This window comes from Nostoc sp. (assembly GCF_036917395.1).
GTDB lineage: Bacteria > Cyanobacteriota > Cyanobacteriia > Cyanobacteriales > Nostocaceae > Nostoc.
This window is the reverse complement of record NZ_JBALDI010000013.1, coordinates 1-12,664: the sequence shown is the minus strand read 5'-3', so window position 1 is coordinate 12,664 and position 12,664 is coordinate 1. Positions and strand designations below refer to the sequence as shown.

Below are 12,664 nucleotides of genomic sequence, written 5' to 3'. Positions count from 1 at the left end.
TATCTCGCAAAATGTAAACATAACCTTGAAAATGTTCAATTTCTGTCTTCACTATTGAGTATGAAAAAGCTACTGGAATTGTTTTACCACTTTTTGTATAACAAACAGTTTCAACCTCTTTTTCTAAAGGATTTATATTTTGATTTTGTAGTCCAAAAATACTTTCAATATCCCTAATTATCAACGGAGAACTATTGATTTCTTTAATAACTTTTGTAATAGATTGACCTAGTAGTTCTACTTCGTCATATTCCAATAAAATTTGTGCAGCAAGATTTATTTTTTTTATCTTTCCTGATAGCGTTGTCACCACCAAGGCATCTGCTATTGATGTCACAATTTGCTCAATATATTGTTTAGAAGCCTTTAAGTTACGTAACAAAAGATTTGCTTCATTCGCACCTTGAAACAAAGATTGCTCAAGAACCATCCTTTCTGTCGCGTTTTCCACAAGAATGATTAGTGAATTACTATAATGATCTTCTTGTATATTCTTAGTAATACGAATATCAATATATAAAGGAGAAACTATATCTTGTGAGCGCATAATTCCCTTTAATTCAAAATTATCTTGCTCACCCTGTCGAATCGCATCAAAAACATCTTCAAGTCCCTCTAATTCTGGAAACACAATCCTAATATCCTCACCTTGCTTCACTTCATCAGGAATGTCAGCAAAATGATTTAATTCCAAAGATTTCTCCAGAATTTTAAAATTTTCATCAATTATCAAATATTCAATATGACATATAGATAATAATTTTATCAACGATGAGTTCATTTTTCTAAATTAAACGAGTGGCTAAAGTTTTAAATATTTCATCAACATTCTTGCCAGTTTTAGCTGAAGTCAGATAGGTATCTAATACATTACTTTGCTCAAATTGATACATTTGGCGCATTTTTTCTAAATACTCGGCTGCAATCATATCTGATTTGTTCAGTGCAACAACAATATAGCTTTTAGGATTAACAGCTAAAAAATTTTGAATATGCTCCTGGAGATGATTGAGCGTTTCTGGTTGTGTGACATCACCAACTATCACAGCACCTTTAGAACCTTGAAAATAGTTTTGAGCAACTGCCTTAAACTTATTACTACCTTCAATATCCCAAATTATAAGCTGTAAATTTTGCTTATTATACAGGTCTTTTTTAGAAACATCAACCGATTTGCGAGAAATTTTTACTCCTACAGTTGAAAGATATTCATCACTAAATTGACACTCGACAAATTGGCGAATTAGACTAGTTTTACCAACACCAAAATCACCAAACAAGCAGATTTTTTTAGACATTGTAGACATAGTTGAGGAAAAGTAGGTAGTATTTTATATGAATTAGAGCTATTTCAACTTAAAGTTGCTTGTTTATCAGTTCTAGAACTACACAGCGGCTTAACCATAAGGGGTGAGTTACATCAATTCCTGGTGGTAAATTTGTCTTACCAATTATCTGTAGACGAGATGGCTCAATACCTAATTTAATCAGTGCTTGTTGTACAGCCTTTGCTCGCATAAGTGCCAATTTTTGAGATGTGTTCTTACCAGTATGGTCATAACTATAACCAATGATTTTTAAATGCTGATTTGGGTGCTGATTAAGGAAAAACTTTACCTGTTGAACCTTGTACCCTAAATTCGCTCTCATCAAACTCGCTGAGTCAGGTTGAAAGTAAAATCGAACTTCAATCTGTGGGGATTGGACTCGCACGGCGCTAGATACAAATTTTACGCCTGGAATTTGTTCAAATGCATGAGCAATAATCTGAGCATCTGCAATTCGATTGACAGTACCTTCGACAGCTACTTTACCAGCAATGTATTGAGCAGAAATTGCTATACCGTCAGTCTGATTTAAAACTGCTGTGATTCGTTTGACTTCAGCAGCAGCTAATACAGGGTCTGCTGGTACTTCTACTAATAAAATTTGATTGTCAATCAACCAATTAGGGGAGGTTACTTTGACAATTTGCTCGGCTTTCTGGCGAAGAAGTTGATTAGGTAATCGTCCTGTTAATTTTAATTTATTGTGTTCTACCTGCACTGTGATCCGATATACAGCTAGTTCTGGAGCAGAAGTTAGAGCCAAGGAAGTTTGATTTTCAATAGAATGGATCACTCCACTATAGTGTTGCCAAAAGCCCCATGGAATGAAAATAGTACTGATAATTGTTAAACCTAATATCAGTAGTGGCGATAACTTTTTTTCCTTTTTATGTTGAATATCTGTATTTTTAAGTTTTTCTAAAAGTGTATGAACTTCATTAGGAATTGTATCTGATTCACCATCAAACTTTTCAATTAAATCACCATGTGTTTGAACAATTTTGCTAAAGATTTGCCGCATTTCCAAAATAAAATTTTTGCTTGGCTCTCCTTGTATAACAAGCGCTAAATAACAGTATCCTGCAACTTCTAAAATTATTTTAGATGTCCCATATTCAATTGCGTCTAATTCTGTCACATTTCCAGAATGATTGATACAATCATTGGCAAAGCTGCGAATTGCTGTCAACATTCCTGCTACCATTTCAGCCTCTAGCTGCTGTGCATCAGAGCGCTGAATATCTGAAATAATTAAACCAGATGCTTTATGAATCAAGAAAATGGCTTGAATTGTAAATGGTAGAGCTTGTTTAAAAATTAATTCTGCTTCAGAAACTCCCTGTAGTTTGGCACGAATTTTACGTTTTATTCCTTCAACGCTGAGGGTTTCTTCGACTTGCCGATTAATGGCACGGATTGTCTCTGCCATATATTTAGATATGGTACTACCAATAATTGGGTAGAGTGCATCCACAACAATATTCTGTTCAATTTCAATTTGCTTTTTAATAGCTCGTCCGATTGCAGGAGCGATCGCATCTGAAACTTCCTCTGGAGCAACAATAATCTGCTGGGAAATAGCTAGGGGAATAGTAGGAGCGATCGCCCCACTCATGCTAACTTTATCTTGTTCAGTGCGACTGTGAATAGCCTGATCGATAATCGGAGCAATTATCTCTACAATTTCCTCTTTTGACTCTCTAATCTTTAGCCTTAAAAGCTCAGAAATACACGGTAATAGTAGATTTATTAGCTCTTTAGGGTCATAAACTTGATCCTCTATTTTTTTAAACTTTTGTTCAAATTTTGCTACGATATTATTAATTTTTGTTAATTCATATCCGACCAATATCTCCCGTAATTTTTGCAATGCATCCTCTGAGTTGTCTAACGTTTCCTCAAAATTTGCAAAAACTTCAATAGATTTTTCTAATTCTTCTTGACTAGTTTGTGATGGATTACATATATTTTCAGGAAAATTCCAAGCTGACTCTAAGTAAGCTTCACATACTTCTAACGGTACTGGAGGAAGTTGCAGTAATTCAATTTCTTCTGTAATATACTCATGACTATTATCAGTTTCTGATGGTAATAAAGAAAAAGATTGCTCAGGTGATTCGATAATTTTTAGTTCGACAAGTAAATCCAATAAATTATCAAGCTGTACAGCTTTCTCTGGTTTTAATTCAAAAGATTGAGAAATCGAGTTTTCCACCTGAGTCATATCATTAAGTCTTGTCTTTAAAAGGGCTGAGTTAGGAGACGCGATTAATCGCGTCTGTACAAGAGTTAGGAGTGAAGAATTATTTCCCTCATTCCCTTCATTTATCCTTGCCTTCTGACTTGATTACGAATGTAATTCTGCGGTACTGTTCGAGTGAGTTAACACTTTTGATAAGTTTGCAGTTTCTAGAAGCGGTACAGGAGTATAATCGTTGCTGCTTTCATCCGCTGCTTCTCGCAATTTAGGAATGAATTCAGTTTCTTTCAGACGCATTCCCAAAGCAAACAAAGTTTCAGCCATATCGTCTTTAGAAACCTTAGTGTCTGTCAACTGTGAGAAGCGTCGATCTATTTCTTCTAAAATCAGATCCCGTAACGCTGTAACATCATCTTGTAATTGGACTTTAGTATGAAAGATTTCATCTCGAATCGCGGTAGTTTGGCTATCTAATGTGTCATCAAGAGACTGAACACTGTTAGAGAACTTTTTATTGAGTCTATCAACTTGTTGCCGTAAGTCAAGAGTTTCTTCTTGAGTTGTCAAGTTGAGTGACTTCAGCTTTTTCTCCACCACCTCAAACCCTGTTTTTAGTTCAGCCGAAAAATTTGACTTGAGTTGATCGACATGCGATCGCATCTGTTGTTGCAGGAGAGAGATATCTGACTCCAGCTTGTTAAATCGATTTTCGTACTCTCTTAGCTGTGTTCCCAAAATAATATCGCGGATCTGATCGATATTGCCAAGTCGTTCTCGTACATCGTCTTTATTCATCTGACTCATTAGGAAAACCTCACTTTTCGGGAATTAATTGGGGATAAGAGGTGATGCATTTAACTGATATTTAGGCTAAAAATTCTCAGCCTAAGATGCAGTTAACTCACCGAACCTACTTTTAGTACATCAAAGTTATTATTCCCAGTTATTTGCAACTTCTATCATTCAAAATATGAAATGGGTAATGAAAAATGGAAAATAGATATTATTCATGCTTACTCCTAAAAAGTTGTCACTTTTTGTTGATTAATAAATATTATTTTTTTTAGATTTCTGCGTTATTATCTTGACATTTCAAAAATTTTTGGATGCGTTCAACAAACTCTTCTAACTCTGAGATAAAGTTAGTAGTACCTCGACGCTCTTGGTTGTAAGCTAGTTGTTCTAGTTTTTCTGCTGCTAGATGCATAGTTGTTGCTCCAACATTAGCACTAGCACCTTTAATTTGATGAGCTTCTCGCGCTATTTGACCAAAGTCATGAGCAGTGATCGCTATTCTTATTACCTCTAGACGAGGTTGAATATCTTCAACAAATATTTGCAGTAGTTCCAATTCAAATTCTAGATTATTTTCCGAGAGTTGATGTAAACGTTCCCAATCAATTGGGAGGTTAACTAAACTGACATCTGTAGTAGAAATCTGCTCTGTGGCAGCTATTTCTTTTGCCTTGAATATTACACTTCCCCAATGCTGTAGCGCCGCCGCCAATTTTTGTTTCGTTACTGGTTTGCTCAGATAGTCATCCATTCCGGCATCTAGACACATTTGTTGATCTTCTTTCATGGCATTAGCTGTCATCGCAACTACTACAGGACGACGACTGCTGGCAAAGCTGCTTTCTTGCCAACGATGAATTTCTTTTGTGGTTTCAAAACCGTCCAGAACTGGCATTTGGCAATCCATTAGAATTAAATCGTAAGGAATGTTTTTCAATAATTGCAAAACTTCTTTCCCATTACCAGCGACATCAGCACTGTACCCCAGGCTTTGGAGTTGCTTCAAGGCAACTTTCTGATTCACCAGATTATCTTCAGCTAAGAGAATTCTAAGTTTGGGCGAGCCAGGAGAATGATAGTTGCTGTTGTTTTCGTGATTTTTAAGTTTTAACTCCTGACTTCTGACTTCTGATTCCTCTTGTTCCATCTGAGTTCCTAAGATAGTCATGATGGTATCGAGGAGTCGGGACGGCTTAACAGGTTTGACCAAATAAGCCGCAAATCCTATTTTTAGCGCTCGTTGGATTTCATCCCTTTGATTAGTAGAGGTAAGCATAATTAAAGGTAGCCCAGCGATCGCTGAATTTGCCTTAATTTGCTCTCCCAAGGTCATCCCATCTATTTCTGGCATCTGCATATCAACCACAGCTATGTCATAGAGATTTTTTTGCTTGGCGGCTTCCTGAATAGCTTGGAGGGCAGTAGTAGCCGAAGCAGCTTGATCCACCAGCATTCCCCAACGGGTAGCTTGATGGTGGATAATTTTGCGATTAGTAGCATTATCATCCACCACCAACAAGCGCCGATTGAGCAAAAGTTCGCGTTCGCCGTTGGCGTTGGCGAAGCCACTGCCTTCTGAGGAAATAGGGTAAAGTTGCTTGGCAAGAGTTACTTCAAACCAAAACTTAGATCCTTTTCCCAACTGACTTTCTACGCCAATTTCTCCTCCCATCAAGCTTACCAGTTGCTTACAGATGGCTAATCCCAAACCTGTGCCACCATATTTACGGGTAGTGGAAGCATCTACTTGGGTAAATGGCATAAAGAGTTTGGATTGGTCTTCAGAGGTAATGCCAAGACCAGTATCTATGATGGCAAAATAAATGGTGGCTGTAGTAGAGGTTTGCGATCGCAATTCTGCTCGTAATATTACCTCTCCATTGCTGGTGAACTTGATCGCATTACTGATCAGGTTCATCAGAATTTGCCGTAGGCGGCCAGCATCGCCTTGGAGGTGAGTAGGAACGTTGGGATAGATCAACGCTGCTATTTCTAATCCCTTTTTATGGGCTGGGGGAGCCAATAATTCCAACACCTCTTCCACACAGCTAGATAAGTTAAAATCTAGAGTTTCCAGTGCCATTTCCCCAGCCTCAAGTTTGGACAGATCCAAAATTTCGTTGATCAGGCTTAAAAGAGCGTCTCCACTAATGCGAATTGTTTCAATAAAATCTCGTTGCTCTGAATTGAGGGGAGTTTCTAACATTAAGCCTGTCATACCTAACACAGCATTCATCGGAGTCCGAATTTCATGGCTCATATTGGCCAAAAAGGCACTTTTGGTTTGAGAAGCTAATTCAGCTTGCTGACGGGCAATTTCGAGTTCTCGTCGCTGTTGAGTTTCTGCGTTTAACATTTGGGCTTGGGCTAAGGCAATACCTACTTGGTCAGCTATTTGCCGTAAAAGATGAGTTTCAAAGCTAGACCATTGGCGGGAACTGCTACACTGATGGACAATCAGCAAACCGCAGAGTTCTTCTTTGACAAGAATGGGTATGACCAAATTGGACTTGACCCCAAATTCTTGCAGTAATTCCATCTGGCTTTTTTGGACTTCAGCTATATCCAATTCAGCAAGCTCGATATCCCGTTTTTGACGATACTGCTGTAGATAGTACTGCTGTGTATATTCCGCTTGAAAGTAAGCATCAGTGAGCTTTTTCTCTTTAATTGCCAGCCACCCAGAAAGTACTGCCTCAACTACAGTGGTTTCAGATCCATCTGCCAAAGGTTGATAAATCAAAACTCGATCGCTATGGATAATTTTCTGTACCTCCGTAACAGTGATTTGGAGAATTTCTTTGATTTGCAAAGACTGACGAATCTTGAGGGTGATTTCAGTAAATAATTGCGATCGCAAGTTTTGGCGTTGAAGTTGTTCTTCTGACTGCTTGCGCTCAATAAACTGCCCTACTTGCTCACCAATCGAATTCATTACTGTTGCCAAATCAGGGTCATGTTGTTGGATCTCATGGCTAAAGCAGGTAATGACACCGATGATTTCTTTACCACTACGGATTGGAAAACCGAAAGCTCCGTGCAGTTCTACTTCAACAGCGATTTGAGAACGCATGAAATTCTGCTCTTTAATCACATCAGCGATCCAAACAGGTTCAACACTAGCCCAGACACGACCAGGCAGCCCAATTCCTGGTGCAAACGTGATCTGCCGACTTAGGATGTCAAATTCTTGCATCTTCGATGATATTTTATACCATGAATTTAGTAATGACAGTAGATTTGCTCGTTGATCTACCATCCAAAATTCACTTAAATCCCATCCCAAACTTTCGCAGATTCCTTGCAGAATTTGGGGCATAGCTTCGTTGATTGTAGTTGACTCTGTTAAAACGCGGGTTGTAGCATACTCTGCTTTAAGATGCTGTTCAGTTCGTTTGCGTAAGCGCAGCTCCTCGGAGACATCGCTGATGTCAATACCTGTAGCAACAATGTATTCAACATGACCCTCATAGTCTTGCAAGGTAGTGTTAGCCCAGGCAATAAGCCGCCGACTGCCATCCTTAGTTACCCAATAGCTTTCGTACTCTTTGGGTCCTTCACCAGATCGCAACTGTTCAAAAATTGTTTTAACCAGCCCTACCTGTTCAGGAAGTAAAAACAGGTTCCAAAAAAGCCTTCCTCTTACCTCATCAAATGAGTAACCAGTTGTTTGTTCACAAGCTTGATTGAAGCGAACGATTTCCCCTTGTGTGTCAATAACTATTACCAAAGCGCTGGCTGTATCAAGGACTGCTGAGATAAAGTTGCGTTCTTGGTTCAGTGTTTCCTCTGTTAATTTACGCTCTTTTACCTCACGAGAAATTAAGTAGTAAACTATACCCAAAATGACAAAACTTAGAAAAATAGCGATCGCAAGTGTCAAAAGCGTCTTGTTAGCACTGGCTTTTGCAGCTTGTGACTGCTGTTGGAGCAACCTTTTATCCTCATTCTCTATCTCATGTATGACCTTGCGGATATTATCCATGAGATATTTTCCCTGATTTGTCTGAATTAACTGCAACGCTGCGTCGAATCCCTGATTTTGACGCAGGTATATAGTCTTCTTAAGTATGGCAAGTTTTGCAGCTATCAGAGATTCAAGGGTTGCAAACTGCTTTTGTTGGCTAGGTTGATCTACGATTAAATCCTTCAGTTCTGCAATTTTTTGATCGATGTTTCCAACTACTGCTTGATAAGGTTCCAGATAAGTTTCTTGTCCAGTAAGGACATAACCGCGTTGTCCAGTCTCAGCATCCTTCATATCGGACAGTAATTCTTCCAGTTTATTGATTTTCTCCTGGGTTGTTTGCACTTGATTTTTTGTATTAATTAATATACGTGTATTTTGATAAGAAATCACGCCAATCAAAACTAAAATTGCTGATGCTAACCCAAATCCTCCCGCTACTCTTTTAAAAAATTGTTTACGTCCCTTTTGTGCCTGTTTGCGTGTGTCACTCGCCAACATCAAACCTGCTAAGTTGCGCCGCATTTCTAGTTGCTTGATTACCTGGCTACCTATAATTCGTAATGCTTCAACTTGTTCTGGAGAGAGTTCTCTTGGTAGATGGTCAATTACACAAAGTGTTCCTAGTGCATATCCTTCAGCGTTAATCAGTGGTACACCAGCATAAAACTGAACATTCGGGTCAGAGGTGACTAGCGGGTTTGTCGCAAACCTTTCGTCTTCTGTTGCATCAGGCACAACAAAAACTTCCGGTTGCATAATAGCATGGGCGCAGAATGATACATCTCGCGGTGTTTCTAAGGCATCCAAACCAACTTTTGACTTGAACCATTGGCGATTAGTATCAACTAAACTGATTAAGGCAATGGGAGTTCCACAAATATATGAGGCTAAACGGGTGAGGTCGTCAAAGGCAGCTTCCGAATGAGTATCGAGGATTTTATACTCCAAAAGAGATTCGATTCGCTGTGTTTCGTTATCAGGTAATGGTGCTTTCATTCTTAAGCCTTATGAATGACTCCTAAAATTTGACCCGCAATTGTCCTATCAAGGAATTACCACTATAGGCACTTCCCCCAGTTTCTTGATTTCGGACATTACTAAAGCTATAGCCGAGGTCTAGCTCTATATTCGGTGAAACCTTTACTGTACAGCGCGTTTGATAAGTATTAGCGTTATCAAATTCTCCTTTAAGTCGTTGTCGTCCTAAATTGGCAGCGAAGCGACAGCGTAAGAAATTAGCAATATCTCCTTCCCAAGCCACCTCACCGTTATAAACTAGGAAATCTGGTGGAGAAAAATAGCCACTTGTGCGTTCTAAATCGCGATCATAACTCCAAGTGAATAAGTTAGCCGCCAAAGAAAATTGTCCAAACTTGCGCTCTAATCTACTAAATGACTGCACCTCGAAATTACCATCGTTGTAACTACCCAAACGCAATGACGAAAATAAGCTGGTATTACGGTCAATCTGCCAGTATAAATCAGGTCCAAATCGCCAAGCAGTAATTTGATTGTCTAAAGTTCGGGCATTGGATTTATAAGGTCCTTGTTCTAAATTACCTGATAGTATTACAGCCGATAGCAATCGACCTGATGACGAAACTCGCGGCGGCGAAATGGGAGCCTCTACCTTAGCATTGAGATTGATAGCTGTGGGTAAACGATTGAACACATCGACTCCGGCTGCTGTTTGTAGAGTCACTTGCCCAATTTTTCCTTGCCATCCAACTTGTAAGGGAAAATTGGTTACTGATTCAACACCGTGTTGCTTAAAGAAGTTAAAACCTGTCTTGAAAAATATTCTATTGCCATTACTCAATCGAAATTTAACCGTTGGTTCGAGGAAAAAATTGGTTTGGCCAAAGTTGTCTGTGTCATAGCGATAGTCCGTATCAATACTTTCCAAAACTGCATCCGGCGTTTCTGGTTTGGTGGAAGTTGTTGGTGGACTAGAATTCTGCGGTGGTTCGGGTAGCGCTGGTGGTAATCGCAGTGAAGGATTAAAGTTTTCGGGTGCTGCCATCAAAATAGGTGTTGGCTCTAATCTATAGGGGAGCGGTATCGAAAATTGTAAATGACCGAAGTTCAGTTCGTCCTTAGCAAAGCCAGATGCTCTGGTGCGATCGCTCTTACTAGCTGGCTTTTGAGTAGGGGTACGCGGACTAGTTGATGCAATCCCTTGTAGAGAAGAGGTTGTGCTATCAGCCCAATCTGCCGCTCTGACTTCTCTGTGAATTCCAAGTTCTGAGTATTGCTCTGCTGAAGAAGGATTCACTATAGTGACTCGCTCTGTCAATTCTGAAAGTGATTTCCAGGTCTGATGTGCTTGGGCAGCTTGTAACTTAGCTTCTGATAATGTCAAAATACCTACGCTACAGATTACTCCTAATTGAATCTGTAGGCATCCCAAAATCAACTCAGTGTATAAACTATATTGACAAACAAAGAGATAACGTCTAAAACTATCTGCCATAAATCGATACTGTAGTTGTAAATGGAAAACTTGCTGCCAAAGAGTTTTATGGCTGCTAGCTGATGTATCCGGCTTGGGATTATGATGCCCAGAATATATGCCTGCTAACACATGGCAAAGAGAAAAGACGTTACTGAACCGAGGAATGATTAGTAAACACAGGACTGCCCTGAGATGATGTTTGAAAGGTATTATTGCTAACACCAAAAGCTCCCAAACCTAATCCCTACCTCTGTTTTGCCAATCCCTACAAGGGAATGGGGGTTTCAAAGCCTCTCGACCTTTCGGGGAGAAGAATGGAAGTGGGGTTTTTTAGTATACTTTTAGACTTTTCAAACGACCTCTAACTTCTGACCATTCATCCGATAATTATGAAGTTTTATAACTAGTTGTGGAATTCATGGACTTTTGATTCGGATAAGTGAGCAGAGGTTCGCAAAGAAGCTAAACGAACTTCCAAAGAGTGCAAGTTCTACCAGGAGGAATCGCTGTGGAAAATCTAGGTCTTTGCTTAACACCTTTTCAGCGCAAATATCTACTGAAAAGCTTAGAAACCGACTTACGGGCAGAATACCGCCGTCGCATTGAAATTATGCTGCTCTTCGATGCAGGTCAAACTCAGGCTCAAATCTGTAAAGCTTTGGGATGTTCTCAAGAGACTGCACGCTTCTGGATTGCGATCGCTTCTTCAAAACAGGCTCACAAATGGAGCGATTCCTTGATTGGACGACCTAAAACTGTGAATCAGCAGTATTTAGGTCGCTTAAAAGAATTAGCAAGTCATAGCCCCCGTGATTATGACTATCCATTTGAACGCTGGACAGCACAATGGTTAAGCAAGCATTTAGCAAAAGAATTGGGGATTAAGGTTAGTAGTTGCCACATTAACCGCTTGCTTAAGGAGATGGGGCTTTCCACTCGACAGGTCAGCAAAACTGCTAAGAAAAAAACTCATAGCACTAAAGATTCCGGCATTACTATTGGCGATTTACACTCATCTTCAGAGTTTGATTTCCTATTGTCGCTGAATTTTATTAAGACTAGTAATTAATTATGCCGTTAAATTTTCAAGATGAAAATAATAGACTTCTTGCATAAATGCTTAAAGTGACGTGAGTTCGACGGTTAGAAAAAGGTAAAAAGCTTGCTAGATAAAAGACGTGATCAACTGAGCAGGTATTGCGATGCCTACGGCGGGCTTCTCCACGAGAGGCTACGCCTACGCTAAAAGGATGTTTGGAAAGTAAAAAAAAGCTCAAGTAACAATATTCTGTCAATAGATAAAAATGTGACAGTGTTACTAGAGCCATGTCTAAATCATACCCAACAGATCTACAAATGAGCAATAAGAACTGTTATCATCTCTTATCCCAGAGTAAGAGAACGGAACAATGGTATCCCAATCTATTGGTTTTGATTCGGATAAGCTGGTTAAGAGACGTAAACAACATTTACTTGTTGACACTCTTGGATTGGTTTTTATTGTTGTAGTTACTTCGGCTTATGAATTTAAAAGAGCAGAAGCCAGAAAGTTATTTGCCCTAGTTAAAAACAAAATTAACCTTCGCCTAAATCGTCTTGAGCGGCTAGTCAAAAATATTTGTAACTTTTATTTTAAAAAATTTTAATAATAAAAGCATAAATCCTTTATTTATGCGTATAAAATCACTTTTAAAATATTGACTTTATAGATTTAATTTTAGAGAATTCAAATGGATTTAGAGAAGACATCACTAATTCCACATCAACACCAATCTAGAAAAGGAAAACGACAATGTTAAACACCAAAGAAAACTTGAAACAAATAGACACGTCCGGAATATTAACTAGGTGTCAAAAAAATGGTAGAACGGGATTTTGACCGTCTACCAAAATGAAAAATCCACTTCATTATATTC

General features: G+C 38.9%; 6 protein-coding genes and 2 pseudogenes. 2 read left to right on the top strand and 6 right to left on the bottom strand.

Going from position 1 to position 12,664, the window contains the following annotated elements; genetic code table 11:
- Nucleotides 1-4: 4 nt before the first annotated feature.
- The 6 genes and pseudogenes from V7K46_RS31975 to V7K46_RS08365 all read right to left on the bottom strand — a co-directional run.
- Nucleotides 5-430, bottom strand: a pseudogene (locus V7K46_RS31975) (PAS domain-containing protein); the annotation flags it as partial.
- A 355-nt stretch (nt 431-785) separates the two neighbouring features.
- Nucleotides 786-1,298, bottom strand: a complete 513-nt coding sequence (locus V7K46_RS08385; RefSeq protein WP_335112089.1) for a Rab family GTPase — start codon at nt 1,296-1,298, stop codon at nt 786-788.
- Nucleotides 1,299-1,356: 58 nt separating this feature from the next.
- Nucleotides 1,357-3,552 (bottom strand): BON domain-containing protein, encoded by a 2,196-nt coding sequence (locus V7K46_RS08380; protein WP_335112088.1) that lies wholly within the window; start codon nt 3,550-3,552, stop codon nt 1,357-1,359.
- A 123-nt stretch (nt 3,553-3,675) separates the two neighbouring features.
- The gene (locus V7K46_RS08375; protein WP_335112087.1) at nt 3,676-4,323 is read right to left on the bottom strand and encodes a hypothetical protein; all 648 of its coding nucleotides are present in this window, start codon (nt 4,321-4,323) and stop codon (nt 3,676-3,678) included.
- A 268-nt stretch (nt 4,324-4,591) separates the two neighbouring features.
- Nucleotides 4,592-9,289 carry a response regulator gene (locus V7K46_RS08370; protein WP_335112086.1) on the bottom strand — a complete coding sequence of 1,566 codons (4,698 nt, stop codon included), beginning with the start codon at nt 9,287-9,289 and terminating at the stop codon, nt 4,592-4,594.
- A gap of 22 nt (nt 9,290-9,311) precedes the next feature.
- Nucleotides 9,312-10,970, bottom strand: coding sequence for a hypothetical protein (locus V7K46_RS08365; protein WP_335112085.1), 1,659 nt, complete (start codon nt 10,968-10,970; stop codon nt 9,312-9,314).
- A 259-nt stretch (nt 10,971-11,229) separates the two neighbouring features.
- On the opposite strand from V7K46_RS08365, the gene V7K46_RS08360 reads away from it, so the two are divergent.
- Together V7K46_RS08360 and V7K46_RS08355 are read left to right on the top strand one after the other, a co-directional pair.
- Nucleotides 11,230-11,817, top strand: a complete 588-nt coding sequence (locus V7K46_RS08360; RefSeq protein ID WP_335112084.1) for a helix-turn-helix domain-containing protein — start codon at nt 11,230-11,232, stop codon at nt 11,815-11,817.
- 349 nt (nt 11,818-12,166) lie between these two features.
- Nucleotides 12,167-12,269 (top strand): annotated as a pseudogene (locus tag V7K46_RS08355) (IS5/IS1182 family transposase); the annotation flags it as partial.
- Nucleotides 12,270-12,664: the final 395 nt, after the last annotated feature.

What these genes read in the sequence shown, in the direction of transcription:
- V7K46_RS08385 (WP_335112089.1), bottom strand. Translation starts at nt 1,298, where the DNA reads ATGTCTAAAAAAATCTGCTTGTTTGGTGATTTTGGTGTTGGTAAAACT.
- V7K46_RS08380 (WP_335112088.1), bottom strand. Translation starts at nt 3,552, where the DNA reads ATGACTCAGGTGGAAAACTCGATTTCTCAATCTTTTGAATTAAAACCA.
- V7K46_RS08375 (WP_335112087.1), bottom strand. Translation starts at nt 4,323, where the DNA reads ATGAATAAAGACGATGTACGAGAACGACTTGGCAATATCGATCAGATC.
- V7K46_RS08370 (WP_335112086.1), bottom strand. Translation starts at nt 9,289, where the DNA reads ATGAAAGCACCATTACCTGATAACGAAACACAGCGAATCGAATCTCTT.